This is a genomic window from Pseudomonas sp. NFX98 (genome assembly GCF_047784845.1).
GTDB lineage: Bacteria > Pseudomonadota > Gammaproteobacteria > Pseudomonadales > Pseudomonadaceae > Aquipseudomonas.
In genome coordinates, this window is record NZ_JBLNNF010000010.1 from 197027 (window position 1) to 223976 (window position 26950).

Sequence of the window (26950 nt, forward strand, 5' to 3'; positions counted from 1 at the left end):
TATCGGTGGTCCATCAGATTTTGCGCATGTCGTTGAACGCCATGCGCTGCACGTCCTCTTTCAACAGGTAGATGGATACCGCGAGCAGAACAACGTCCTTCATGAGGAACGGAATGTTGCCGACCATCGCAGGAAAGCCGCCAGCCGATTCGGCCCATCCGTCAGGCATGAATGGAATGATCGTCACGGTGCCCAGGAAGGTGATGATCGAACCCAATGCACCAAGTGCTCCGAGCTTCCTGCTCCAGAAGCCGGCGAACAGCAACGCGCCGAACGTCCACTCAGCCACGCCAAGAAACCAGCTTGCGCCACGCACACCGAAGGCCGGGTACATCCAGGAAACCAATGGGCCGTTGCTGATATAGGGAATCAGTACATCGGCTTCGTACTGGAACCATTTCTGGTAACCAAAGAACAGGAAGATGATCACCATCGAGGCTCGCACCAAATGAAAGTCCAGGTCTCTTTTGAGCAGGCCCGAATTGGCGAGGGTGTTGAATAAAGCGTTCATGACTGACTGATTCCTTGGTTCACTTAAAAGGATGTTCTTGATGTCAGTGCGTGATTTGGCTGATCGCAATGACCAGCCCACTTTACGATGGGTAATTGAAATTATCGGGATTGTGGATTCTCAAATAGATGCTCTATCGTCTCAACCTAGATTGAGCCGATTTGACCGCCGCCACTCACCGGGCGTCATGCCCATGTGCTGGCTGAAGGCGCGCCTGAACGCGGCCACCGATTGGTAGCCCACCGTCTCCGCGACGGCTTCGGTCGATGCGTTGGGGTTCTTCAATTCGTTGGCGGCCAGCGTCATGCGAATCCCGGTCAAGAGATCGTTGGCCGATCGCCCGACCTTTTCCTGAAAGTGGCGGACCAGCGTTGCGCGCGACATGTTGCAGAGCCCCGCCAGTTCCGGCAGTGTCCAGGGGTGCGCCGGGTCACTGAACATGGCCGTCAGTGCGGGAGCCAGACGGGGATGGCCGACCAAAGCCAGTAATCCGATTGGGGCCTCATCCGACTCACTCGCCATACGCAACGTCAGGGTAAAGAGCGCTGCCGAAAGCGCATTCAACATTGCATGGCCGCCCAGATGGCTGGTGTTGGACTCGGCACGCATCAACGCCAGCAAACCCGCCAGTTGAGTGGAGGTTTCACTGCGACGCGAATCGTCTCCCGATGTCCTGACGACGAGCCGCGTAGGAAGGTAATCGCGAATGAAACGATCGTGCGGTGGCGCGAGGATGAAGCGTCCGCAGAGCATGTCCAGGCGTTCGCCTGTCCCCGTGTTCTCGCTGTATGTCAGATTGAGGTCGCCAAGGTAATGTGCCGGGGCGGGGGATAAACCACTGCCGTCATGCAGCACATGCCCCGAGCCATGAGGGAACATGACGATGTCACCCGCACCGAGTTGCTGCGCTCGCCCGGTACCCGGACTTTCCAGTAATGCAGTTCCACTGAGGATGACGTGATAGGGCATTTCACCCGCATTCGATTCGTCGTAGACCACTTCCCACGGTGCACCGTAGGAGCAGCGTAGCTCCAGCTGACCACGGACCGTCATCATGCTAATCAGGCGACTGAGCCAATCTGATTGGGGATTCATATTCGTTCATCATTGAGACGTTAGAGCACTATATTGATAATTATGAGGCTGAACAAGCTCACGTCCTTGGCCTAGAGTGGCGACTCCCAACCACCGCTGAAGGATACTCACCATGAGCCGTATCACTGTTCCAGCTGTTGCCTCCGCTACCGGTGCAACCGCCGTTGCCTATGCCGAAGTCAAGAAAATCGCAGGCGGCACCGTGCCTAATTTGTTCGCAGCAATCGGTCATCTGAACCCGGCGCTTTTGACGACAGTGCTGAATGCCGAAGCAACACTCGCGTCCGGCAGCCTGAGCAAACAGGACCTGGAAACCATCAAGTTGTTGATCAGCGAGCGGACTGGTTGCGACTACTGTGTGGCGGCGCACGTCATGCTGGGCAAAATGGTGGGTTTGACGACAGACACCCTCAAGAAAATCCGTCTGGGTCAAAGCACCGGCGACGCCAAGCGTGATGCGCTGGTGCACTTCGTGCTGAATCTGCATGAGACCAACGGGACGATCAAGGATCAGGAGTACAACGTCATTCGCGCCGCGGGCTACACCGAGGGTCAACTGCTCGAGATCTCTCTGACAGTTGCGATGACCATCTTTACCAACACCTTCAACCGCATCAATGACACCGATATCGATTTTCCTTCGGTGAATTGATTCGGTGTTGCAGGCGGATGCACCCTCGCATCCGCCTGACTTTTCAACTACACAGCGTCGCCAAGCTCTTCGATGATGCGTTTGGCGATGTAATCGACATGGGTCTCCAGCGCAAAGTGCCCGGTATCCAGCAACTCAACGATGGCGTTGGGGTTATCGCGTTTGAACGCCTCGGCGCCCGGCGGGATGAAGAACGGATCATGTTTGCCCCAGATCGCCAGCGTCGGAATTTGCCGTTCACGGAAAAACTGCTGGAACTGCGGGTAGCGTTCGAGGTTGTTCGCGTAGTCCAGGAACAGGTCCAGTTGAATGTCCTTGTTGCCAGGCCGTTCAAGCAGCAAGGCGTCGAGGGTGTAGGACTCGGGGGCGATAGTTTCCGGCGTGCTGACACCGTGTTCGTACTGCCAGCGAGTACCGGCCAAATGCAGGACCGCATCGGCAATCGCCTGGCGATTTTCGGCTGACGGCTCTGCCCAATAGGCCTTGATCGGTGCCCAGGCATCGCCCAGCCCTTCAAGGTAGGCATTGCCATTTTGTGAGACGAGACCGGTCATTCGTTCGGGATGCTTCACCGCCAGTCTCAGGCCGGTCGGTGCGCCGTAGTCGAATACATACATGGAATAGCGCGTCAGGCCCAGGGCGTCGACAAAATGCTCCAGGGTCTGTGCCAACGCATCGAAGCTGTACACGTACTGGCGCTGATCAGGCACTTCGGTGAAACCAAAACCCGGCAGGTCCGGCGCGACGATATGGAAGTGTTCGGACAACAGGGGGATGAGCTGGCGAAACTGGTGGGATGAACTTGGAAAACCATGCAACAGCAGCAGGGTCGGCTTGGCCCGATCGCCCGCTTCTCGGTAGAAAACGCGCACGCCGTCAACGTCGGCAAACGTGTAGCTGATGGATGCAATGCCTGGAGTCATGTTGGCCATGATGGGACTACCTCGTAACCGCTTCGGTGGTGTTTAAATGGTTTGCGAGGAAGACTGTTGCATGCAAATAAATAACCCGTCAAGCGCATTTTGACGGGTTACTATTTTTGATGGAGGGAGAATGGCTTTGGCGTATCAGGAGCCGGATACGTTTTTCTGCCGCTCGCGGTGCGCGGCCGCTTTGGCTCTGTTACCGCAGACAGCCATGCTGCACCAGCGGCGTTTTCTTCCCCGGGTGTGATCAACGAACATCAACGTGCAACTGGGGCCTTCGCAGCATTTCACATCGGAAAAGTCTTCGGTGCAGACAAACTCTGCGAGGACTTCGCCAAGGGGCAGAAGCAGGGAGTCCGGACCACGCCAACGCCGCTGAAACTGCCAGGCGAGCTTGGGCGTGTCGCCATCCTGCAGGGCAATCCGGGTAAATTTCTCGTCCCGTTCGAGCAGGCGATTCAAGGGCTCCAGCTCCGCTAGGGCCGAAGCATCCAGCGGTTTGCCTTTGTATTTGACGACGAAGCCACGAAACCATTCCCGCAGCGACCGGGCCTGTGACGCGACCATTTCCAGCTCGCCCGGCATGGCCTGCGCTTGCATCCGCTGGAGAATCTCGGGCTCTACCCAGCCAGCTTGTTTCAGCCATTCCAGCCAGCCGGCGCCATCGTCGATCCAGTCCACCGGCTCATCGATGGGCGTCGCGATCGAGTTCAGGAAATCCAGGGCGGCGGCATCGGCCAGGAACATCGCCGGGCCACGGGGTGTGCTGCTCATGAGAGTGTCCCTTGAAGGGGTGATTGGATACCGGTCAGCGTAACCACTCTAATGTGTGTTGACAAGTTACTGCCTGGCTCGTAACCTCTAAATTGTATTCGGTGTGGTTACTTATCAGCTCGACTTGGGACAGACATCATGAAAGCAATCGTTCTGGAAAAATTCGGCGGCATTGATAGCCTTGTCTACAAAGACATCCCTGAGCCCGAAGCGATGGCGGGCCATGTGGTGATCGAAATCAAAGCCTTCGGTATCAACCATGCGGAAATGCACATGCGCCGCGGGGAATGGGCTGAAGCTGCCCCGGTTTCAGGTATCGAATGCGTTGGACTGGTCAAGTCATGCCCGGGTGGCGAGTTTCCGGTCGGTGCCAAAGTCGCTGCTCTGATGGGTGGTTTGGGCCGGACGATCAACTGCGAAATTGCACCCCACTTGACCACCCAATTGCATTGAAACTGACCACCTGTTTGCATTCGACTTGACCAGTCATTTGCATTCGACTTGACCAGGCGGATTTGATTTGATCTTCCACCGTGCCTGGGCCGACTGGCAGTGGAATTCGTCTCAGCGTAATCTGGGGAATAGGCTACCCTGGAGGTTGGCCTTCAGAACGATCATGTTGAGGTGAAGGAACATTTAGCGTGGGCATCGAGCAGACGAAAACGTTGATCAGCACCCGCAGCGAGGAAAACGCCAATCGATTACTGAGGGCTGGCTGGACCCTATTGCTCGTGGCAGATCGCTGTGAGGGGGAACACCAATGGCTGCTCTATCAACTGGCTTGGCAACGTGAAGGTGAGCCAGTAGAAATCACGTTTACTGGTGTCGAGCCTGGTCCTGACCCGTTCTGACGGTTGTTCGTCTAGCTTATTATCCTTGGCGCTCGCCCCCGAACACTCGTTCCCATTCACGAGTTATCAATTCGCGACATGCTGAAGGTGATTCACCAAAGCAGCGTTGCGAAACAGTCGCCATTTTTGCCTCTGTCGCATAGCGTATGGCGACTCCGTTTTCACCCAGTAATACGCTTCCGGCACCTCTCAACAGCGTATGCCCATCCACAGCGTCATGCGCTGGAACAGCGTAGAGAGAGACGCCGCATATTCCTTCACCTGCGGCCGCCCTTGGCAGTCTGTATGCGATCGATGGCAGTGCATGGAAGTGCCCTGGAGCACACAGTTCTCAATTGAGTTCAGGGTTACTCACCGCTTCTGCACTAACCATGATCATGCTCTCGCTCGAAAGCTGTTTATCATCGAGACGCACATCTTGTAGAGACGAGGCATGTCCTTACTGAACATGCCTAGTGTTGGGTTGTAGACCCTAACGATGGCACAAGTGATTTCTTGAAGGGCTTGAAGATCAGCGATATCGGTTGGGCTGCTGCATAACACCATCCCCGTGCTCGGGGTTGTATACGTACCAGTGCCTTCTGAGGGACGACCCGATTGCATCAGTTGGGCGGAGGGCAAATCCCACTTGATTCGCAACGGTCGACACCCCGACCACGAGGTCCATCCGGACGACTCCACTCTTCGGAGAGCAGAGCGCCTGCCCGTTCAATTATTTCAGTTACTTGAGCGAGTAGTTCTGAAAGATCTGGGCTAGACATAATGTTCCTCAAGGCTAATAAACCGCTCAAGGAATGTCCCCGAGGCAGCGATGATGTATGACAGGCAGCCGACCCACCGATTCGGGCTAGGCACCACGGAAAATAGTGCTATCAAACAAATGATTGCATGGCATCTGACCAAGCGTTTGCATTCGACTTGACCACTCGCAGTGCCATTGACTTCATCGCTACTCGCCGTAACACCAAACGATCCTTCCGTTGGGCGAGAGCCTCAGTGCTTTCTACTTTTGACCCTGCGCATAGATTCTCCCTTGAGCTGAATAACGTGAGATTTGTGTACGATGCGGTCAAGGATAGCGTCCGCAATCGTTGGGTCAGTAAACAGGTCGTACCACTTCTCCTTCGGGTATTGGCTGGTGATCAGCAGAGAGCCGTTCTGAGACTGTTGATCAATGACATCCAGGAGGAAAGGACCAAGCTGCGTATCAATTCCACCGATACCAAGATCATCAATGATCAAGAGCTCGGCCCGGATCAACTGGCGGCGTAGTTTTGGGAGCGTGTGATCCGCGTAAGAAAGGGATATTTCTTCGAATAACTTTGTGGCGGTGCGATAAACCGTATGTGACCCAAGCCGGCAGGCTTGGTTTCCAAAGGCACAAGCCAACCAGGTTTTCCCTGTGCCGGTTGCACCAGTGATAATTATGTTTTGCCGCCGTCGCAGCCACTCGCATTCACTCAAGGTCATGATCTCGTTACGATCAAGGCCTCGATTAGCTTTGAACTCAATATTTTCGAGGGTCGCTTCCGACTCGCGAAGTTTGGCTGCCTTGAGTAGTCGCTCAATTTTTCTGGTCTCGCGCTGAGATGTCTCCGCCTCCATCATCAGACCAAGCCTCGTATCGAAAGGCTGTTTAAGCATTGCGGGCTCTTCGAGCTGGCGCTCATACGCGATCGCCATTCCACTCAATCCAAGGTTCAGCAGCCCTTGTGCGGTGTTTAATACATGTTTCATACCGGCTCGTCTCCCTGCGTGGCGTAGTACTGGGCGCCGCGAATGTTTGAGTGCTCAATGAGCGGCGTTGAAATTCTCAACACGGGTCGCCGGTCAGACCCGTTACGTAAAATTGACCGTAGTCGTTCCGAACTCAGGATGTTGAGCGAGTTGGCGTAGGCACAAGCCGATTCCAGTCGAGACGATACAATCTGTCCTTTGCGCACGTCGCGTCTGAGAGCGACTACAGCCCGAAGCCCTGTGGCAAAGTCCCTCCTGTCATCGAGATTTTTTTTGACGTAATACAGGGTTTCTGGACCGATACTCTGTGCCCAAGCTAACAACATCTCCGGCTGAGAATCCTGAAAATGCCCATGGTTGGGCGACAGATGTTCTCGTAATGTGCTGACACCCCGGCTAAGTTCCACCCGGTGAGTGCTGATGATTTGCCGTTGGAAGCAGACTTCAAGCCACTCATCATTTACGCGTAGATCAACAACTTGATTGGCGAAGTGATATGGGACTGAATAATTATGCTGATTGAATTCAACGTGGTAATCGCTACCGACCCGAACATGGTAAATCCATTGGCTATAGTTGTAGCCCCTCTCGGGAAGTGGTTGCAAAGCTGGAGATTCAATTTCAAGAAAGCGTACCATCCTACTTTTTGGATAAGTTCGAGTCACTCTGTCGTTCAAAACGCCAACCCAATAAGCAATTTGCTCATTAAGCTCATCTAGTGAGAAAAATGTACGTGCTCGGAGTCTGGCAAGAATAAATCTCTGTACAATCTGAACGCCAATTTCGCCCAAAGATTTGTCTTTGGGCTTGCGAGGCCTCGCAGGTGTAATGGTTACTCCGTAGTGTTCTGAAAGCTCGGAATATGCACGATTCAATACAAGTTGGTCACGCGTCGATTTGAGCACCGCAGCTTTCAAGTTGTCGGGAACCACAAACCTGGGCACCCCCTCAAAGAACTCTAATGCACGCACGTGGCAACGTAACCAATCTTGAGTTGTCTGACTTGCTACTGCTGTCGCAAATATGTATCCAGAGGCTCCCAAAGTAGCGACGAAAATTTGAGCGGTGCTGACCGCACCTGTTACTGAATCTTTTATACGCATCGTTCGTCCGCAAAAGTCAACGAACATCTTGTCACCCGGCAGGTGCACCTGTCTCATGCTGACCTTTTGCGTATTCAGCCAGCTTCGGTAAAGGCGGGTGAACTGAGCATATGAAACGCCAGAAGGCTCTTTTTCCCTAAACTCCTGCCACAACAGTTCCAGTGTCATGTCAGGCAATCGAAGCTGGTCGTGTACTTCCAGCCACTGCGGACAAACCTTCCTGTTGATTGGTCCTCTTGGGTCGCACAGCCGAGCTGTAAACGCTTTATTGTCGAGTGGCCTGAGACTTTCCCAGGTTTCGCCGCTTTGCTTCAACTGATCTCGGAGTGTGCGAACCGTATTGTGAGATACCTTCGCTAACCGGCCAACGGCCCGGTTGGATAGCTTGTTATCTGCCGCAAGGCGTAGCACCTCGCGTTGTCTCTCTATTGGTAACCTCATCGTTTCTCCCCGCGACAGGCGTGTGAACGCCTCACAAATCGCGCCGTGTGAAATTTACAGATGAACGGGGTTTGGTCGGCTTGACGCCGAACGCGGGGGAACACAGAATGGCCATGTCCTGGACTCGAAACCTGACATAACCAAAAAAAGCCTGGGGCGCCAACCCCGGGCTTTTTTGTGCTCCTGAACCACCGTGTTGCGGTTCAGTCACCTTTCATGTCGCTACCTCCTCTTTCCATGGCTGATCGTATCGATCACTTCATTGCACCTCTTTTTGCATTGCTTCCGCCTGCTTTGGAGGTGCAAAGCGCTGTTTGGCAATCCAGGTTGCAACTTCTTTTGATAGAGCAAAAGACCCGCGCCGGTTTGGCACATCGAACAAAGGCACTTCGATTCGCCCTCGCTGTTTGGCCTTGCGAAAAGCCTCATGCGACGCGTAGCCCAATTCCCGCCACAACGCGGTACTCCCGAGCATGAGCCCGTAGCGGTCTACTAGGTCGTCCTCCAATTCGGAGGCAAGAGTCTCTATCTCGATGTGTTCTTGCATGACGCGGCTTGTCCTGTGTAGTCACGCTTCATGTTAATTAACAGAGCTCTTGCCTTCCAGCCGTAAGACTTCTACATTTTTTACGGTACGGGATTTTTTGGAGTCGTTGTAGATGACTGATTTCCATAGAATAGTTGAAATCTACTTGGCGTTTTCACATGAAATGCGGAACTTTTTTTGTGAAAAAAACGATTCCCGGCGATGCCCTATCGAAACGCTACGAGTTCGCTATTGGTACGAAGGCCTGAAGCAGCGCACGTCCCTTTCTTCCGCGTATGCACTGGAGCGGCATTTCGAGAAGGAATCGTTTCAAAGAAATAGTAATGGGACGATCCGTCATTATCGGAGCAAATGGTCAGGATACGAGAAAGATCTAAATACCCCGAAGTCAAAAACACTTAAACGCGTTGAGCTTCTCGCTCCAGGTTCAACTCGAGAGTTAGAACACCCCCTCTGGGAGATAATGCGATGCGTGGGCCAAAACAAAATTGATACAGACGCCTATATGAGAACACTGAGCGTCGACGTTCAAACTGTAATATTTTCGTCAGGGTTTTCAGGATTGTCCGCGTACTCAAGGCGCGAACCCGTCACGCAACGGCTGTTGGATAAACTTGAAAAGCGAGTCAGTCTCGACTGTGTAGCTTGTCTGATTTGTTTGGTACTTGAAGCCACTCAGCAAAAGCGCAGTGTGACTGCTGTAAAAATAGCACTTACGCTGCATAATGCACTTTTAATGATTAGTATTGAACTCCAAGCTCGACATATCGCACTTCCGTTCTTGGACTGGATCATTGAGCACATCCTGCCCCTGGGGATTTTACCTCATTTAAAAATTTGGATGAACGGTAGCGACTACGTACATGCATCAGCGCATTTGAACGCGATGGTTTATCAGAATGAAAACACGCGAGGGAAAAGCCTGAGTTGGCCCCAGCGGACCAAAACTATGCAGAGACTGATTCACGGGAAGATGGGCTTTGACGTTGAGTACGCCATGAAACCCCAATTTGAACTTAGGCTTGATGCTAAGGACATTCCCGCTGAACTTGTCAAAGATTTCGAGCGTGCCTCTGCTCTTCGAACGTGGGGTTGGAACTGTATTCTTGAAGGGCGGTCAGAGCCCTTCCCGCCGGTAGATCTGTTGCTGTGAGGGACCTCATATGAAAAAGCTCAGCGGATTCTATCGTCGAAATCGCCGATGTGTGTAAATGCTTGACCAATCCTTTGCATAACCACTGACCAGCCATTTGTATTCGTCAGACCAACCCGCTTGCATTCGGCCTGATCAACGTGTGCGGCAGTGTTCATGTAGAGCCGCGTTTTACGTTCAAGTACTAGGCTCATGGCAAAAGAACGGTGCCTCCTACGATCTTCCTCGATTCGATCAATCGATGCGCCGTTGCTGCCTCAGCAAGCGGCAACTTATCATGAATGCGTATGACCACCGCACTGCTACCAATAACGTCAAAGAGTTCCTGACTCATCGAGACCAGGTCCTCCCGCTTGGCGAGGTATTGGGTCAGTACCGGCCAAGTGGCGTACAACGATCCTTTCTCCGCCAGCATCATGATGTTGAATGACTCGATAGGGCCTGATGAAACGCCGAAGCTCACAAAGCATCCCATGGGCTTCAAGCAGTCAAGCGAAGCAGGGAACGTGGCCTTCCCAACACCGTCATACACAACATCACATCCTTCGCCTTGGGTGATCTCGCGGACGCGCTCGGCGAAGTCTTCCTCGCCATAATTAATGACGTGGTCGCAGCCGTGCTTAGACGCGATTTCAGTTTTTTCGGGTGATCCAACGGTACCAATGACCATGGCGCCCAAATGCTTCGCCCATTGCGACAAGATGAGCCCCACACCGCCCGCGGCTGCATGGATAAGAACCGTGTGACCCGGCTCAACTCGAAAGGTGCGACGCAGAAGGTACTGCGCAGTCAGCCCCTTTAGCATCGAGGCAGCGGCTGTTTCGAAATCGATTGCCTCTGGAAGACGCACAAGGAAATGTTCGGATACAACGCATTGTTCGGCATATGCGCCCAACGTCTCGACGTAGGCAACTCGGTCGCCCGGAGCGAATTCCGTGACCCCATCACCTACTGCAACGACTTCTCCAGCACCTTCCTTGCCTGGAGTGAACGGGAGACAAGGCGGAGAAAATGCGCCTGTACGAAGATAGGTATCGACGAAGTTGACGCCAATCGCTCGGTTGCGAACAAGAACTTGCCCTCGCTGAAGTGGCGCAAGCTCGATGTCCTCGAAGGAGAGGACGTCCGGACCACCGTGTTGGTGGATTCGTATTCCTTTCATGTCATTCGCCTTTTCATTGTCAAAATCTACAGATGATTACGGAAGCATCACATCAAACTGGATACGCTGAAATTAGGGCCCTGGGTTCAGGGGCGCCCGACAAGCACATACCCTAAATCCGGTGAGCATCTGACGCAGCTGCCCTTTTATGAATGATTGAAACTTCCAAATCAGATTTTCGGACGACTTCAGCAACGCCCCCAACCAATGCGACCGACGTCACCGCAGTCTATGAGGACGTTGCGTCAGCTCGAAATCAGTCCAGATATTGCAGGAAGAAATTCGTCAACTTATCGAAAGGAATAAGGTTGACCTTGTCGTAGAGATCGACATGCCCCGCACCAGGAACGATGTAAAGCTCCTTGGGTTCTGCGGCAAGCGCGTAGGCCTCCTCGCTGAAAAACCGCGAATGTGCATGCGCACCTGCAATGAACAGCAGCGGCCGAGGAGAGATATTGGCGATATGCTCAAAAGGGTAGAAATTCAACAGCGGCCCAGTGCTGGTCATCGACATATCCGTCGAGGCACGTGGATGCTGGCCTCTTGGCGTACGGTAATAATCAAAGAATTCCTTTTCGACTTCGTAGGAGTCTTTATTCAGAGCCGTAGGAACGCCTGGCTCGTACCGCACCGTCTTCAAACTCAGCCCAGCGCTGCTCACCAATGGCTTTCAACGTTGCTGCTACTTGAGCTTTGTCGACGTTTGGCGCTAGACCTTGGCGACGAGCGCGGCCCATGTCGTACATCGATACGGTAGCGATCGCCTTCATGCGTGGATCAATCTGACCTGCGCTGACAGCAAAGCCGCCGAAGCCACAAATACCAATAATTCCGATTTTCTCTTTGCTCACAAACGGTCGAGTGCCGATAAAGTCGACCGCAGCGCTAAAGTCCTCGGTGTAGATTTCAGGTGAAGAAATGTGGCGGGGCTCACCACCGCTTTCACCACCAAAAGAGGCATCAAAAGCGAGGGTAACAAACCCTTCCTCAGCCATACGCTGCGCGTATAGACCTGCGGTCTGTTCCTTCACGCCGCCGAACGGGTGACCGACGATAATCGCCGCGTGCTTCTGAGTCTTATCCAAACCTTTAGGCAAGTACAGGTCACCCACAACAGAAAGATTGATCCTGTTTTTGAAGCTAACCTTCTCCACAGTAACCTTATCGCTGCGCGGGAAGGTTTTATCCCATTTTTCGTCTTCAGCCGCGTAGCTGCCACCAGTGGCTACGCTTGCGCCCAGTGCCATCGCTGCAATGATGTGTTTCATGATACGTCCCTCTATATCGGTTCAAGAGATAACCAAACAGCCAGGGTGCTTTGTCCAGCGCCCTGTGCAACCCAATGATCTGCTTGTTTTTTATGGGTGAGCGTTGCGAAGGGCAGCCCAGGCAAATGCTGCGGAGGCAGCTAGAGCAGCAACTCCGAATGCAAATGGGCTCCACCAGCCCAGGGCGTCGAACATAAATCCGCCTAAGCCTGCGCCCAAGGTGATAGCCAACTGGATCGTAGCTACCATCAGACCGCCCCCTGCCTCAGCATCATCTGGAAGCGTTTTGCTCAACCAAAGACCCCACGCTACTGGCGCTGGAGTAGCGACTAGCCCCCAAGCGGCAAGCAGAAATCCCACTGCCAACGTCGAACTGCCCATAGCTATCAAAACCGCGGAAACCAATGCCATCGATAACGGAATTCCGATCAGGTACGCATACATACGGTGTTGCAGGAGCGCCCCTATCAGGTAGGTGCCAATCACCCCGAAAACACCCAACAGCAGCAACATAAGAGACAGAGTGGTCACGCTCACCTGCGTGATCGTTTCAAGGAACGGGCGAAGATAGGTGAAGACAGCAAACTGGCCCATGAACAACAGCATGATTGCGAGCATCCCAATTGCGACCTGGGAGTTTCCCAGCAGTCGGAACGGGTTGCTGGAGCGGGCACTAGGCTCGCTGCGCATTGCAGGAATACTTGCCCACTGCCAAGCGAAAGCTAAGACCGCCAGGGGCACTACCAGGAAAAAGGACCCCCTCCATCCAATGTATTGACCCAGGAAACTGCCCAATGGAGCAGCAACGGTAGCGGCTAATGCGTTGCCGCCATTGATGAGTGCTAATCCCTTTGCGACGGAATTTTTAGGGACAAGCTTCATGACTGTTGCGGTGGACATCGACCAGAAACCCCCGATGGCCACCCCCAACAATGCCCGCCCGGTCATGAACATCAATCCGTTGTGCGCAAAGGTGACGATCAAACCCGAGACTGTCAGAAGCAGACTGAAGCCGAGCAGGACCTTTTTCCGGTCAAATCGTCCCGTCAGCGGCGTGTTCAGCAAGCTGGTGAGTACTGCGAAAAAACCCGAGATCGAAATAGCCTGGCCAGCTTGGCCCTGGCTAATCCCCAGATCCTGCGCAATTGGTGTGAGGAGGCTGACCGGCATGAACTCTGAGGCGATCAGTACAACAACGCACAGCGCCATTGAAAAAACGGCGCCCCATGCGGGTGGATGTGAAGCGGACGTAGCTCGCCCAAGCGTGGCATCAAATGTGGTCATATATCGTTTACCTCATGGATCTGTATCCATGTCAGCTAAAGTGCGAACGACGCGGCTTCAGTGGGGGGAGACAGATGGATTCCGAATTTGAATGACAGCTTAAGGTGAAACCATTACTGTGATTAGCCACCATAGTTTTCATGTAGTAATGAGAAAACATCAGTAATGAGCGCGCCCAAGATCAACGATCTACAAGCCTTTCTCGCCGTTGCCCGTGATCAAAGTTTCACGAAGGCCGCCGCAAAGCTGGGCGTCACACCCTCAGCCTTGAGTCACACGATCAGAGGGCTGGAGTCGCGTTTGGGGGTGCGCCTGCTTGCGCGAACTACGAGAAACGTGGCCCCCACCGAAGCTGGCGAAAAGTTGATGCTCTCGATCGGGCCGCTGTTCGACCAGATCACTGCCGAAGTCGAAATGCTCGGTGAACTGCGAGATAAACCAGCGGGAAGGATCCGAGTGACTTGCTCGGACGATGCAGCTGAAAGCATCATCAGACCGATGCTTACAAGCTTTCTTGAGCAGTACCCCGATATCAGTGTGGAAATCAGTATCGATTACGGCTTCACCAATATCGTGACCGACCGTTTCGATGCAGGCATACGCTTAGGCGAATCAATCAGCAAAGACATGATCGCTGTTCGAGTCAGTCCGGATTGGCGCTTGGTTGTGGTGGGAGCACCGGCATACTTCGCCCGCCATGCAGCTCCAGTCATTCCGCAGGATTTAACCCAGCATAATTGCATTAACATCCGTCACACGATGGATGGCGGGTGCTATGCATGGGAATTCGAGAATGGTGACCGGAAGCTCAATATTCGGGTGACCGGCCAACTGACCGCCAACAGCATGATTCATGTCGTCAACGGTGCCCTCGACGGTATCGGACTGGCGTATGTGCCCGATTTCATGGCCAAGCCATATCTCGCTGATGGCAGGCTTCAAGAAGTGATGCCGGAGTGGTGCCCCTACTTCCAAGGCTTTCACCTTTATTACCCGAACCGGCGACAAGCCTCATCCGCCTTCACCGCGTTCGTGGATGCGGTGAGGTATCGAGGTAAATGAACCTGGCCGACGGTGGTGATCGGAGTTCCGCTGATAGGCGCAACCCACAACACGTTTCCTACGGCCAGGCCTTACATTGTCAGTGGTTGTGAGGCGGGGCAACGCTTGCGCCTGGACCAACCTGATATTGTTCATCGGTGACCTTCTCTAGCCACTCAACATTCTTGCCATTTAATGCTTCTTGCACGGCAATATGCGTCATTGAGGTAGTCATGGACGCACCGTGCCAGTGCTTATGTCCCGGTGAACACCAGATGACGTCGCCCGCCCGAATCTCAACTATTGGCTCGCCCTCACATTGGGTCCAACCGCACCCTGAGGTGACGATGAGCGTCTGGCCTAATGGGTGAGTATGCCAAGCGGTGCGAGCGCCCGGCTCAAAGGTCACACTCGCTACCGAGACGCGCGCGGGCTCAGGTGGGAAGTTGAGCGGGTCAATCCGAACGGTTCCAGTGAACCATTCTTCGGGGCCTTTAACAGATGGTTGAGAACCTGCACGTTTAAGTTCCATTGTTTCCTCTCCAGAACCCCAAAGGGTTGCAATTACGCGGTCGGGATCAGCCCCGCGCATATCAGATATCTCGCCGAACAATGACGCCAAAACTTGCTATTCGGGTAGCGCATACGCAACCACGTAGTCGCCTTTCTGTGTCGTTGCCGAGTTACCACCAGCGCTTATGACGACGAACTGTCTTCCGGTTTTCGGCGACACGTAAGTCATCGGTGTCGCTTCCGCTCCAACCGGCAATCGCCCTTTCCATAATTCCTTGCCAGTGCGGACATCCAGCGCACGAATGTAGAAGTCCTGGGTTCCAGCCATAAACACTAAGCCGCTGGAGGTGGTGATGGGACCTCCACGCGTCGGCATGCCAATTGGCATAGGCAAGTGTGTGGCAATACCGAACGGCCCCGTTTGCTCGGTGGTGCCGAGCGGTGTCGACCAAGCGACTTTGCGGGTGGCCAAGTCGATAGCGCTGATGGTTCCATACGGTGGTTCCTGGCAAGGAATACCCAGCGGTGAAAGGAAACGCCCCTGCTCGATACCCCATGGCGTTCCCACTTGGGGGGCGTTGCCTTCATGGCCACCGCCGCTAAGGGTTTTCTCGTCATAGGCAGCGCGTGGAATCATGCGGTTCCAGATCGCAACACGGGTGTCGTTAACGATCATGTAGCCGAGGTTCTCGGCAATGGAAACAGAGCCCCAGTTCATACCTCCGAGCCAGCTCGGATACTGAATCGTCAGCCGCTCGCTTGGTGGCGTGAACTCACCCTCATACCGGGCTTTACGAAAATCGATCCGGCAAATCAACTGATCCAGCGGAGTAAGTCCCCACATCCGTTTTTCACTCAGTGGTTCTGTGCCTATGGTCGGCATACCGACAGAGTAGGGCTGGGTCGGAGAACTTCGATCATCTGCAACGCCTCCTTGCGGGACGGGGTGCTCTTCGACTTGCGCGATGGGTGCACCATTACGTCGATCAAGCATGAAAATCTGGCCACGCTTGGTCGTTTGGATAAGAGCAGGGAGTGTCCCTCCATGACCATCAGGGACGTCGTACAGTGCTGGCTGTGAAGGCACGTCATAGTCCCAACGGTCGTGATGAACGGTCTGGAAACGCCACCGCTCGCGTCCGGTAGCAATATCCAGCGCAACGATGGAGGACGAATAGCGGTCGTCCGCCTCTGAGCGATGACCCCCCCAGAAGTCCGGGGTTGCATTACCGGTCGGCAAGTAAATCAGACCCAACGCGTCATCGAAGGCTGGCGTCGACCACACATTCGGCGTGCCGGCCGTGTAGCTTTGCCCCGGAGGCGGCTCTCGGGTGATAGCCGGATTTCCCAAATCCCATGCCCAGACCAAAGCCCCTGTTTGCACATTGAAGGCGCGGACCACGCCGGAGGGTTCGCCCGTTGTCTGGTTGTCCCAAACGAGACCACCCACTACTACCAGATCTCGTACTACGGTCGGTGCAGCAGTAGGGAAATAAAGCTCCTGTTCAGGACTGCCCATGCCAATGCGCAGACTCACGCCGCCACCTTCGCCGAAGTCTACGCATGACTGGCCTGTCTGCGCATCGACAGCGATCAAGCGGGCATCGACAGTAGTCGCAATGATCCGACGCGTACACGCTGCCGTGGCCGTCTGCGACGACGCTGTCGTAAGCGCTGGCGCGGCGTCGTAGTAACCCACGCCTCGACATCTTGGGTAGACATTGTTGGCCTGTGCTTTGGAGTTGTGGTGCCAGATCTCCTTGCCCGAGTCGGCATCCAGTGCAAACAGCTGGCTGGATTGAGTGCAGCCATAAAGAACGCCGTTGACGTGAAGCGGCGTGACCACGTGGCCTTGGCTGCCTTTGGGAATTTCTCCGGTCTGGTAGGTCCAGGCAACCTTAAGGTCTGCGACATTGCTGGGAGTGATTTGGTCCACCAGAGCGTGACGAGTCCCAGAAGGCGTATGGCCAAAATAGCGCCAATCAGTCGCTGGCTGGACTCTTCCCACTGCCCTGCCAGGTACTGGCGCGGGCGCGTTATCAGCCGTCTGTATAGGCTGCGGCTGCAAGGCATAATAGAAAGTCACGATCAGGCTGAGAGCAACTATCGCAGCGCCCGTATAGGCCAACGGAGCAGGTGCTCGTGGCCCACGCCCATAAAAGTGTGGCATCGCCACCAGCACGACGAGAGCGAGTGCTGCTAGTGCGAACAGACGCGAATACAGCGGCCAGAACGCGAACCCCACATCCCACAGCGACCAAATGATGGACGCCGCGAACACGACAAGATAGAGCACTGCACCGATCAGACGGCGCTGTATCACGAAGGCTCCGCTAAGGGTTAGACCCAAACCTGCGATCGCGAAATACCAAGAACCGCCAAGGGTGATGAGATATCCACCGCCTACCAGCAGGAACAGGCCTACTAATAAAATCACTGTACCCAGGATAATCAGGAAAACGCTGTTCATCTTCGAGACGTTGGTTGATGACATCGGATTCTTATTCCTTTAACTGGATTTCAAGCGCAACCCTACCGACGACTGTAAAAGAGCCGTCCTTAATGAAACCGGGTTCATGCTGTGGCTCAGGAGTTGCGCGCTTTTACTGCACGCAGACCCATTGCATCGTCTTAACGCATGATGAAACCGCCATCCACTGAGATGGATTGTCCGGTCACATAACTTGAGGTGGAACTGCTCAGCCACAACACCGCGTCGGCGATTTCCTCAGGTAGGCCATGACGGCCCATAGGTACGCTTTTCATCATCGCTTCCAAAGCCTCACCCTGACCTGCTGCGACCATCTGGTCGGCCATTGGAGTCCAGATCAGTCCAGGGCATACGGCGTTGATGCGGATGTTGCGCGCGGCATATTCAAGCGCAGCGCTTTTGGTCAGACCGATAACCCCATGTTTTGCAGCGTGGTAATTGGCCCGCTCGGCACCGCCTACTAGCCCGCCCAAAGAGGAGCAGTTGACGATGGTTCCGCTGCCCTGTCGGCGCATGTATTGAAGTTCATACTTCATGCAACTCCACACGCCGCGAAGGTTGATAGACATGACTTTGTCGTAATCTTCCACAGTCGCATCAGCGACCTCTGCGAGAATGTTCTGGATGCCCGCATTGTTGAAAGCAGCGTCGAGACGGCCAAAGGTCGAGACGGTTTCATCCACCATAGCTTTCACCTGATCGATGTCCCCAACGTCGCAGCCAATGCCAATTGCCTGAAAGCCTGCTTTGACCAAGGCCTCAGCAGCAGCGCAAGCAGCATCTTTATTGATGTCTGCCAGAGCAACGGATGCGCCGGCTGCCGCGAATGCCTTGGCTGTGGCCAAGCCAATCCCCGACGCTGCGCCGGTGACCAGCGCAACCTTGTTTTCAAAAGAAAAGCCCATTTGTGATTACTCAATAGCAAATTGGTTTAGTTGGAGATGCGTATGACCCAGTTAGCAGAAAGCGCTCATCCGTCTTGATGACGTTGGCTAGCTCAGCCTGCTGCCTGTTCATTTGCCGGCTTTCGTTGCCCCATTTAATGGCGCTGCCGAAGTGGCATCCGCTTCGAGTCCCGGAACCACGAGTAAACTGATCGTGGCACCGCAAAGAGGTCGTGGAGTCATCGTTACGCCTCGGTTTGAAGAGTTTGCAACTGCTACCGCATGCTCGTTATTGATTACGTCTTTTCAAACTAGCCAACGTAGGTGGCGATGAATACCTAGGGTAAACGGGATGATCTGCTGAGTAGCACTCAACAATTAGGTGAAAAGCAGGCTGTACAAGGCTTTGCGAGGCAGCGTTAACAGAACAGAACCATTAATGAGTTCTGCTCAGTATTTCATGTGGTTTTTGGCAGGTAGTCCAAGGATCGGCCATGTACTAGCTTTGTCAGTTCGACCGCTAGTGAGCAGGAGCTGAACCATGCAAACCCTCGTTTCTGTGAGTGCGCTTGTCGCCGTTTTGATGGCCTCAGCGTTTGCGTGCGCTGATGACAGCGCTAAAGACCAATCAATGAGCGTCGCTAGGAACGGAGAGCAAGCGTCCATCCAAGGCGCACCCGCTAACTTCGTTGGTAATGCTCGGATCGACCCTCTGTTTCCTGTCCGCGCGCCATCGAAAGTTTCAGCCGGTGCGGTGACATTTCAACCTGGCGCTCGATCAATATGGCATACCCACCCACTTGGCCAAACGCTGGTGGTGACGGCAGGAACAGGTTGGGTTCAACAGGAGGGCGGAGAAAAAATCGTCATCAAGCCAGGCGACGTAATCTGGACGCCTCCAGGAGTGAAGCATTGGCATGGAGCCACTGCGACTACTGGCATGACCCATATCGCAATCCAGGAGTCGCTGGACGGCAAAAACGTCGAGTGGATGGAGCCTGTTAGCGAAGCGCAATACGAGGCGTCGCGATGAACATCAAGAAGGCGAGCTTGGCCTCACTATCAATGCTGCTCGCGGCATGCACCACCTCTGACCGGACCACTAGTGCGTCGCATTCGACAGTTCCGAGCCTGGCAGACATGCGCGCAGTATCACCAGCGCTGGCGCATAACACTGAATCGACTCTACTGGGCGAAGTTTGGAAGCGTCCTGGCCTGTCGCCGCGTGACCGCAGTCTTGTGACTTTGGCGGTGCTGATTTCCAAACAGCAAACGGTTGAAATGGCTTATCACTTCAATCTGGCACTTGATAACGGTGTAAAATCCGCCGAACTGTCTGAAGTCATCAACCATCTAGCGTTTTATACGGGCTGGGGGAACGCAACGGCTACCGTACTTATCGCTAAGGAGGTATTCGCAGCGCGCGATATCACGCAGGATCAGCTACCACCGGTCTCCCCAAGACTCTTGCCTATCGATGAGGTCTCGGAAAAGGTCCGTACAACCTTTGTCGACAAGACGGTTGGCCCGGTGTCCCCTGGGCTGGTGCAGTACACCAGCACTGCGTTGTTCCACGACTTATGGCTACGGCCCGGCCTTGCTCCCCCGTGACCGCAGCTTGATTACAGTGAGCGCGCTGATAGCCACCGGCCAGGTTGCTCAACTTGGCGCTCACCTGAACCGTGCCATGGACAATGGCCTCACCCAGAGCGAAGCCTCGGAAATGTTGACGCAGCTCGCGTTCTACGCGGGCTGGCCAAATGTGTTTACGGCAGTACCGGTGGTTAACGAAGTGTTTGCCAGCCGCAGGAAAACCTGACCGAGAAAGTCGCTCACGCCCCTAACGGATCAAGCTCACGAATCAAGTCGATGAGCAGGCGAAGGCCCATGGGAAGCTGCCGGTGGCTTGAGTAGTACATGTGGAATCCTGGTGCTACGCTGGCCCAATCATCCAATACCCTAACCACGTCACCGCATTCCACCAAGGCCGCCATCGCTGGCTCCGGCGCGTACATCAAGCCGGCACCTCGGCGTACTAGCGACAGACCGACACGTGTCTCGTCGATGGTGATAACGCCTGGCACAGCGATGGCGAGATGCTCGCCATCCTTGTCGAACTCCCAATCGTACATGCACCCGTTTCCCAACCGAATGCGCAGGCAGCGGTGTTTGAGCAAATCGGTGGGGTGTGTAGGAACACCAAACCTTTCGAGATAGTCGGCAGTACCTGCCACTACCCACCGGATGTCCGGAGACAAGCGCTGAGCAATCATATCCTCCGGTACCGTACCGCCATATCGGATGCCTGCGTCATGGCCGCCCCCGATCACGTCGACGATCAAATTGGTCACCGTCAAGTCGATCTGGATTTCAGGATAGCGGTCATTGAATACTGGCAAAACAGGGCCGAGGAGAAGATCGGCGGCATCGCTCAGGGTGTTCAGTCGAATGCGGCCGGTTGGCTCGTCGCGGAAGCGATTGAGGGCTTCCATGGCTTGACCGATCTCGTCCATTGGCACGCTGATTACGCTGTGAAGCTCTTCACCGGCGGCTGTTAGCGTGACGCTGCGGGTGGTTCGGTTAAGAAGGCGAACACCGAGACGTGTCTCCAGACCTTTGATTGCATGGCTCAATGCTGAAGCGCTAATACCAACATCTTGTCCGGCACGACTGAAGCTTTTGTGCCTGGCAATGGCCAAAAAAAATACAAAATCGGCAAGGTTGGCTCGGCTGACCTGCATGCTGTTTCCCATCCGGTGGCTTGATAGTATGGCTGCTGCTTAAGTATTGGATGCGGCAGCCATAGGGATTTTACCCACCATTTGGCACCTCACTGCTGAGTATGCCTCAACCTACTATCAGATTTGGCTCAGCATTATTCTCAAGGGATTACGCCTGGCACTCGCAACCTAAGCCGTAACACGGAAGGTCACTAAGGCTAACGGCCTTCAGCCGTCGAAGAGGCAGACACCTCGCAGCCTATATCGCCAGATTTCGCTACTCACACTCGCCACACCCGTCCAATACCTTATTCCCCATGGCCCCGGTGAGCATCGCTGGAATGCACCTTAAAGCTGAACTCGTTGAAGATATTTTAGCTTGAATAGGATGGCCCTCATGAATGCAATGGCCTGGTCAAGTCGAATGCAAATGACTGGTCAAGTCGAATGCAAACAGGTGGTCAAATCGATGCAATTACACAATCAACGGCAGCTACGCGCAATACACTCGGGCCCCAGTGTCGAATGTGGCGTTGATCGAGGCCGATTTGCCATGGTCAGAACTGGCCGCCATTCCGGAAACCTATGCGACTGCATGGACCTGCCTGTTTCGTAATCTTGAGCTGGCGCCAGGGCAAAAATTGCTGATCAGAGGCGCGACCTCTTCGTTCGGTCAGGCAGCGGTGAAACTGGCCGTCAACGCCGGTGCACACGTGGTAGCGACATCGCGTAACGCTGAGCGCTTTGCCATGCTCGAAGCGTTGGGCGCCGTGCGCGTGGAGCTGGCGGGCGCCGGGTTGTCCGGTCGAATCGTCGAGTCGGGACAGTTCGACGCGGTACTGGATCTGGTCGGCAACAGCACAGTGCTTGATTCACTGACGATCGTGCGTCGGGGCGGCAAAGTGTGCCTGGCGGGATGGTTGGGTGGGCTGGCACCGATCGCTGATTTCAATCCATTGCTGCAAATGGCGAGCGGGGTCTACCTCACCTTTTTCGGCAGCTTTGTGTTTGGTACCACTGGGTTCCCACTGGCGGACGTGCCCTTGCAGGCCATCGCCCAGGACGTGGCGGCAGGGCGCCTGGACGTCAAACCATCGCGGGTTTTCCGGTTTGAAGAGATTCATGAGGCGCATCGCGTGATGGAAGCGAACGAGGCGGGCGGGAAAATGGTGGTCGTGCTTGCTTGATCATCCATCAGACGGAAACAGCGCAAACCTGTGGGAGCGGTCCTGCTCGCGAAGACGGAGTGTCAGTCACTATTGATGTCGACTGGTCCACCGCTTTCGCGAGCAAGCCCGCTCCCACATTTTTTCAGTAAACATCCCGCAAATAGCGCTTCTGCTCACTCAACTGACGCCAGTAATCCGCAGCGCCTTCCGTGCACAGTCCACCGTGATCCTGCGCGACCCGGCGCAAGGCCTGGTCGACATCCTTGGCCATGCAACTGGCATCGCCGCAGATGTACAACTGCGCACCTTCCTGTAGCCAATGCCACAACTCGGCACCCTGTTCGCGGATGCGGTCCTGCACGTAGATTTTCTGCGCTTGATCGCGGGAGAACGCCAGGCTGAGTTCCGTCAGCAGGCCATCGCGCTGCATGCCTTGCAGTTCATCGCGATAGTAGAAATCGCTGGCCGCGTGTTGTTCGCCGAAGAACAGCCAGTTCTTGCCGCTGTCACCCCGTGCGCGGCGTTCTTGCAGGAAAGCGCGAAATGGCGCCACGCCGGTGCCGGGGCCGATCATGATCATCGGCAGGTTGCCATCGGCCGGTGGGCGAAAGTGCTTCGACGGCTGGACGAACACCGGCACGTCTGCGCTCTCTGCGCGGTCGGCGAGAAAGGTCGAGGACACGCCTTTGCGTTTGCCGTAGCGCACGGCGGCCACGGTGAGATGGACTTCCTGCGGGTGTGCCTTGGGGCTGGAGGCAATCGAATACAGCCGAGGTTGCAGGCGCTTGAGGGTTCCGAGTAGTTCACTGGCCGAGCAGTCGACGGGAAACTCCTGCAACACGTCCGCCAGTTGCCGGCCCCAGAGCCAGTCTTTCAGTTCAGCCTTGCGCTCACCGCCCAGCAGCTGTTTCAACGCCGGGTTGCGGCTGCGTTCAGCGATGAACGCCAGGGTGTCGCTGTTGGGCCGGGCGATCTCGAAATGCTCGGTCAATGCCTGGCTCAATGGCAGCTCACCGACCTTGTCGACCTTGACCAGGGTGTCGGCGCCAAGGCTCGTCAGTTGCAGCATTTCACCGACCAGCTCCGGGCAGTTGCGAGGCAAAACACCCAGAGCATCGCCGGCTTCATAGCTCAACCCGGAGTCGGCGAGCGCCAGGGAAAACATGCGGGTTTCCTTGTTCGCGCTCTGCTGGTTCAGGTGCAGGTTGTTCAGTAATCGAGAGGCAAAAGGTTTGGTCTTGCACGGCGTCGAGACAGGGCTAACGACAACGCTCGGTGTCGGTTCGACCGTGACCGGTTGCAGGGTTTTCTGAAGTTCCGCCAGCCACTGATCCGCACGCGCTTCGAACTCGGTATCGCAATCGACTCGTTCCATCAGCCGCGTGGCGCCCAATTCCTGGAGACGTTGATCGAGTTTTTTACCGTGCTGGCAGAACTGGTCGTAGTTGGGATCACCCAAGGCCAGCACCGCATAACGCAGGGATTCCAGGCGTGTTTCTGCGCGGTTCAAGGTTTGCCAGAAACCTTCGCCGTTGTCCGGCGCATCGCCGTCGCCGAAGGTGCTGCTGATCAGCGCCAGGGTTTGCGTACTGGCGAGTTTGCTTGCGGGGAAATCGGCCATCGCGCTCAACTCGACAGCGATTCCAGCATCGCGCAAACGTACGGTAAAACGTTCGGCCAGGGCTTCGGCATTGCCTGTTTGCGAGGCCCACAACAGCGTCAGGATTGGTTTGCTATCGACCATCGAATGTGTCGCGTCGGTGCTGTCCGCCCGACTGAACAAACCACCCAACACACCGTCCAGCCAAAGTCGCGTGTCAGCCGCTAGCGGCGCGTTGGCAGGCAGCACCGGAACGCCCAACGCCTGCCGGCCCGCAGTAGATTGCAGGCCACTGACAAAGCCAGCCAGATAAAGACGCTCACGGTCATTAAGCGCGGGAGAGGGCAGGCGACTGATGCCGGCGATATCGGCAAAGGCTTCGATACTCGACATGACAGGCTCCTCGGGTAAGGGGGAAAGGTTGTCGGCGACAGGTTCCGGGATTTCGAGAAACTGATGCTCGATCAGCTCTACCCGTTGCAGGGCGACGGCGCAGAACTTGAATTCCGGCTGCAGAGAAATCGGGTCGACTGCGTCGTGGGTCACCGCGTTGATCGCGAGGTTTTCCCCGAACACATCGTTCCAGTGGAAAGGCGCAAAGCAGTTGCCCTGGCGCACCCGGTCGGTGACCACGGCCGGCAACACGGCGCGGCCACGTTGAGAGCGCACCTCGACGTGGTCCTTGTCACGAATGCCGAGACTGGCGGCATCTTCCGGATGGATCTCGACGAAGGGGCCGGGGTTGAGCTTGTTCAGGGTCGCGACCTTGCCGGTCTTGGTCAGGGTGTGCCACTGGTGCTGCAAGCGCCCGGTGTTGAGGACAAAGGGGAACGCTTCATTCGGCATTTCCGCAGGCGGCATGTGCGGGCGGGCGAGGAATATGCCCTTGCCGCGCTCGGTGGCGAAGACAATGGCGGGACGGCTGCCATCGGCCTCGACCTTGAGCGTTTGGCTCACGCCATCGTTCTGGTAGCGAACCGGATGGCGTTCTTCGGCGTCGTTTTCCGCACACGGCCATTGCAGCGGTTTTTCCCGCAGGCGCGTGTAACTCGCGCCACGAATGTCATAACCGGTCTTGGGATTCCAGGCCTGTTTGATCTCTTCGAACACCTCGGAAGCACAGCTGTAGGTGAACGCCTCGGCGAAGCCCATTTCACAAGCGACCCGGGCGATGATCTGCCAGTCGGCGAGCGCCTCGCCGGGCGGCTCCACGGCTTTTTGCATCAGCGTCAGGTTGCGCTCGGAGTTGATCATCACCCCTTCGGCCTCGGCCCACAGTGCGCCGGGCAGGAGGATGTCGGCGTAGCGATTGGTCTCGGTGTCGAGGTAGGCGTCCTGGGTGATGACCAGTTCGGCGGCCTGCAAGCCCTCGATCACTTTGCGCCGGTTGGGCACCGACGCCACGGGGTTGGTGCAGATGATCCAGCAGGCCTTGATCCGGCCTGCGGCCATTTGCTCGAACATGTCGACGGTGCCAGCGCCCACCGTGCGCGGCAGGCTGTCGGCGGGGATGCGCCACATGTTTTCGATGAACGTCCGGTCAGCCTCTACCAGTACCGAACGCTGGCCGGGCAGGCCTGGGCCCATGTAGCCCATTTCCCGTCCGCCCATGGCATTCGGTTGCCCTGTCAGGGAAAACGGGCCGCTGCCCGGCCGGCAGATTGCGCCGGTGGCCAAGTGCAGGTTGCACAGGGCATTGGTGTTCCAGGTGCCGTGGGTGCTTTGGTTGAGCCCCATCGTCCAGCAACTCATCCACTCGGCCGCTTCACCGATCCATTGCGCCGTTTGGCGAATGTCGGCTTCGGCGAGGCCGGTGAGGGCGGCGACCTTGTCCGGTGCGTAGTCTTCGAGGAACTCGGGCATCACCTCCCAGCCTTCGGTGAACGAGGCGATGAAGTCCGGGTCGGTATGGCCGTTTTTCACCAGCAGATGCAGCAAGCCATTGAGCAGTGCCAGATCGGTGCCGGGGCGGATTTGCAGGAACAGGCCGGCCTTGTCTGCCGTGGCGCTGCGTCGTGGATCGACCACGATCAGTCTGGCCCCGGCCTTGACCCGGTCCATCATGCGCAGAAACAGGATCGGGTGACAGTCGGCCATGTTGGCACCGATCACGAAGAACAGGTCCGCGCGGTCGAAGTCTTCGTAGGAACCAGGTGGCCCGTCGGAACCCAGCGAGAGTTTGTAGCCGCTGCCTGCGCTGGCCATACACAGGCGCGAATTGGATTCGATGTTGTTGGTGCGGACAAAACCCTTGGCCAGTTTGTTGATCAGGTATTGCGCTTCCAGCGACATTTGTCCCGACACATAAAAGGCCAACGCATCCGGCCCGTGGAGGTCGAGCATGTCGCGCAGTCTGCTGGCGGTTTCGCTGATGGCCTGGTCCATGGCGACCCGCACCGGGTCGCGGTCACGCGCTTGGCGCAAGTAAGCGTTTTCCATCCGTCCGGAGTCGGCAATCGCTTGCCCGCAAGTCGTGCCCTTGGTGCAGAGCCGGCCAAAGTTCGTCGGATGCGTCTTGTCTCCGGAGACCTTGACCACCCGGTTGCCTTCGACCTGCATGACGATGCCGCAGCCCACACCACAATAGGGGCACACGCTGCGTACGGTTTTGTCTGCCATCCTCGTCCCTCGAAACTTTGCCAGCTGATCGGCCCGCAAACGCAAAAGGCGCCATGCGGCCCTCCGTCGAAACGGGGGCTACACGGCGCCTTTGTCGTATAGGGTGCAATCTGCGTTGACTGCGTAACGGGTGTTTGCAAGCAGCGGGCCAGAACCTGGGAAGCTTGGCTGTAGTGGCTTTCGACGGGGTTAATGGTTAAGACATAAGCGCTACGTGCACTTTTTTATTGCGATGTTCGGACTGGATGCACCAGCTCAAGCCATAACGCGATCCGTAGCAGCTGGCGCAGCCGAACGCAGGCTGCGCAGCAGTCGCAAAGACAGACTACGCGGCACATCAGGCATATCGGGTGCATCGGGTTTACGACTGCTGCGCAGCCGAACGCAGGCTGCGCAGCAGTCGTAAACC

At 55.7% G+C, this 26950-nt stretch carries 23 protein-coding genes and 2 pseudogenes; 9 read left to right on the forward strand and 16 right to left on the reverse strand.

Going from position 1 to position 26950, the window contains the following annotated elements:
- Positions 1-13 precede the first annotated feature (13 nt).
- Together ACM110_RS15725 and ACM110_RS15730 are read right to left on the reverse strand one after the other, a co-directional pair.
- Positions 14-511 (reverse strand): YkgB family protein, encoded by a 498-nt coding sequence (locus ACM110_RS15725; RefSeq protein ID WP_416128499.1) that lies wholly within the window; start codon positions 509-511, stop codon positions 14-16.
- A 141-nt stretch (positions 512-652) separates the two neighbouring features.
- On the reverse strand, positions 653-1606 hold the full coding sequence (locus ACM110_RS15730) for a cupin domain-containing protein (protein ID WP_416128500.1): 954 nt from the start codon (positions 1604-1606) through the stop codon (positions 653-655).
- Between the two features lie 112 nt (positions 1607-1718).
- Between ACM110_RS15730 and ACM110_RS15735 the strand changes: the two genes are divergently transcribed.
- Positions 1719-2258: a carboxymuconolactone decarboxylase family protein gene (locus ACM110_RS15735; protein WP_416128501.1), complete on the forward strand. Its 540-nt coding sequence runs from the start codon at positions 1719-1721 to the stop codon at positions 2256-2258.
- Positions 2259-2305: 47 nt separating this feature from the next.
- On the opposite strand, the gene ACM110_RS15740 is transcribed toward ACM110_RS15735, so the two are convergent.
- A complete protein-coding gene (locus ACM110_RS15740; protein ID WP_416128502.1) occupies positions 2306-3190 on the reverse strand; it encodes an alpha/beta fold hydrolase in 885 nt (294 codons plus the stop codon).
- Positions 3191-3325: 135 nt separating this feature from the next.
- Positions 3326-3958, reverse strand: coding sequence for a CGNR zinc finger domain-containing protein (locus tag ACM110_RS15745; protein WP_416128503.1), 633 nt, complete (start codon positions 3956-3958; stop codon positions 3326-3328).
- A gap of 138 nt (positions 3959-4096) precedes the next feature.
- Here ACM110_RS15745 and ACM110_RS15750 point away from each other — a divergent pair, with 138 nt between their 5' ends.
- The 3 genes and pseudogenes from ACM110_RS15750 to ACM110_RS15760 form a co-directional block, all read left to right on the forward strand.
- Entirely contained in the window at positions 4097-4411 is a 315-nt protein-coding gene (locus ACM110_RS15750; protein WP_416128504.1) for an alcohol dehydrogenase catalytic domain-containing protein, read from the forward strand.
- A 188-nt stretch (positions 4412-4599) separates the two neighbouring features.
- Entirely contained in the window at positions 4600-4809 is a 210-nt protein-coding gene (locus ACM110_RS15755) for a hypothetical protein (protein ID WP_416128505.1), read from the forward strand.
- A 423-nt stretch (positions 4810-5232) separates the two neighbouring features.
- A pseudogene (locus tag ACM110_RS15760) lies at positions 5233-5455 on the forward strand (inositol monophosphatase family protein); the annotation flags it as partial.
- Between the two features lie 347 nt (positions 5456-5802).
- Here the strand turns inward: ACM110_RS15760 and istB are convergent.
- From istB to ACM110_RS15775, 3 genes are all read right to left on the reverse strand, one after another.
- Entirely contained in the window at positions 5803-6546 is a 744-nt protein-coding gene (istB, locus tag ACM110_RS15765; protein ID WP_416128506.1) for an IS21-like element helper ATPase IstB, read from the reverse strand.
- A complete protein-coding gene (gene istA, locus ACM110_RS15770; RefSeq protein ID WP_416128507.1) occupies positions 6543-8090 on the reverse strand; it encodes an IS21 family transposase in 1548 nt (515 codons plus the stop codon). Before istA ends, istB begins: the two co-directional genes overlap by 4 nt.
- A 259-nt stretch (positions 8091-8349) precedes the next feature.
- Positions 8350-8637, reverse strand: coding sequence for a hypothetical protein (locus ACM110_RS15775; RefSeq protein WP_416128508.1), 288 nt, complete (start codon positions 8635-8637; stop codon positions 8350-8352).
- A gap of 112 nt (positions 8638-8749) precedes the next feature.
- Here ACM110_RS15775 and ACM110_RS15780 point away from each other — a divergent pair, with 112 nt between their 5' ends.
- Positions 8750-9790 carry a hypothetical protein gene (locus ACM110_RS15780; protein WP_416128509.1) on the forward strand — a complete coding sequence of 347 codons (1041 nt, stop codon included), beginning with the start codon at positions 8750-8752 and terminating at the stop codon, positions 9788-9790.
- Between the two features lie 190 nt (positions 9791-9980).
- Here the strand turns inward: ACM110_RS15780 and ACM110_RS15785 are convergent, their stop codons facing one another.
- The 4 genes from ACM110_RS15785 to ACM110_RS15800 all read right to left on the reverse strand — a co-directional run bounded on the left by ACM110_RS15785 (position 9981) and on the right by ACM110_RS15800 (position 13504).
- Entirely contained in the window at positions 9981-10952 is a 972-nt protein-coding gene (locus ACM110_RS15785) for a quinone oxidoreductase family protein (RefSeq protein ID WP_416128510.1), read from the reverse strand.
- A gap of 256 nt (positions 10953-11208) precedes the next feature.
- The gene (locus ACM110_RS15790) at positions 11209-11460 is read right to left on the reverse strand and encodes an alpha/beta hydrolase (protein WP_416128511.1); all 252 of its coding nucleotides are present in this window, start codon (positions 11458-11460) and stop codon (positions 11209-11211) included.
- Positions 11461-11545: 85 nt separating this feature from the next.
- Positions 11546-12220, reverse strand: coding sequence for an alpha/beta hydrolase (locus ACM110_RS15795; protein WP_416128512.1), 675 nt, complete (start codon positions 12218-12220; stop codon positions 11546-11548).
- 90 nt (positions 12221-12310) lie between these two features.
- The gene (locus ACM110_RS15800; protein ID WP_416128513.1) at positions 12311-13504 is read right to left on the reverse strand and encodes an MFS transporter; all 1194 of its coding nucleotides are present in this window, start codon (positions 13502-13504) and stop codon (positions 12311-12313) included.
- Between the two features lie 165 nt (positions 13505-13669).
- Between ACM110_RS15800 and ACM110_RS15805 the strand changes: the two genes are divergently transcribed.
- A complete protein-coding gene (locus tag ACM110_RS15805) occupies positions 13670-14566 on the forward strand; it encodes a LysR family transcriptional regulator (RefSeq protein ID WP_416128514.1) in 897 nt (298 codons plus the stop codon).
- Between the two features lie 79 nt (positions 14567-14645).
- On the opposite strand, the gene ACM110_RS15810 is transcribed toward ACM110_RS15805, so the two are convergent.
- The 3 genes from ACM110_RS15810 to ACM110_RS15820 all read right to left on the reverse strand — a co-directional run bounded on the left by ACM110_RS15810 (position 14646) and on the right by ACM110_RS15820 (position 18454).
- Positions 14646-15077, reverse strand: a complete 432-nt coding sequence (locus tag ACM110_RS15810; RefSeq protein ID WP_416128515.1) for a cupin domain-containing protein — start codon at positions 15075-15077, stop codon at positions 14646-14648.
- 96 nt (positions 15078-15173) lie between these two features.
- Positions 15174-17552 (reverse strand): membrane-bound PQQ-dependent dehydrogenase, glucose/quinate/shikimate family, encoded by a 2379-nt coding sequence (locus ACM110_RS15815; RefSeq protein ID WP_416128516.1) that lies wholly within the window; start codon positions 17550-17552, stop codon positions 15174-15176.
- 137 nt (positions 17553-17689) lie between these two features.
- The gene (locus tag ACM110_RS15820) at positions 17690-18454 is read right to left on the reverse strand and encodes an SDR family NAD(P)-dependent oxidoreductase (RefSeq protein ID WP_416128517.1); all 765 of its coding nucleotides are present in this window, start codon (positions 18452-18454) and stop codon (positions 17690-17692) included.
- Positions 18455-18974: 520 nt separating this feature from the next.
- Here ACM110_RS15820 and ACM110_RS15825 point away from each other — a divergent pair.
- Together ACM110_RS15825 and ACM110_RS15830 are read left to right on the forward strand one after the other, a co-directional pair.
- Positions 18975-19466 (forward strand): cupin domain-containing protein, encoded by a 492-nt coding sequence (locus ACM110_RS15825; RefSeq protein WP_416128518.1) that lies wholly within the window; start codon positions 18975-18977, stop codon positions 19464-19466.
- Positions 19463-20252: pseudogene (locus tag ACM110_RS15830) on the forward strand (carboxymuconolactone decarboxylase family protein). Before ACM110_RS15825 ends, ACM110_RS15830 begins: the two are co-directional and overlap by 4 nt.
- 13 nt (positions 20253-20265) lie before the next feature.
- Here the strand turns inward: ACM110_RS15830 and ACM110_RS15835 are convergent.
- Entirely contained in the window at positions 20266-21174 is a 909-nt protein-coding gene (locus ACM110_RS15835) for a LysR family transcriptional regulator (protein WP_416128519.1), read from the reverse strand.
- Positions 21175-21701: 527 nt separating this feature from the next.
- On the opposite strand from ACM110_RS15835, the gene ACM110_RS15840 reads away from it, so the two are divergent.
- Positions 21702-22340 carry a zinc-binding dehydrogenase gene (locus ACM110_RS15840; protein WP_416128520.1) on the forward strand — a complete coding sequence of 213 codons (639 nt, stop codon included), beginning with the start codon at positions 21702-21704 and terminating at the stop codon, positions 22338-22340.
- A 124-nt stretch (positions 22341-22464) separates the two neighbouring features.
- Here ACM110_RS15840 and ACM110_RS15845 read toward each other — a convergent pair whose 3' ends face one another.
- Entirely contained in the window at positions 22465-26541 is a 4077-nt protein-coding gene (locus tag ACM110_RS15845; RefSeq protein WP_416128521.1) for a molybdopterin-dependent oxidoreductase, read from the reverse strand.
- Between the last annotated feature and the right edge of the window lie 409 nt (positions 26542-26950).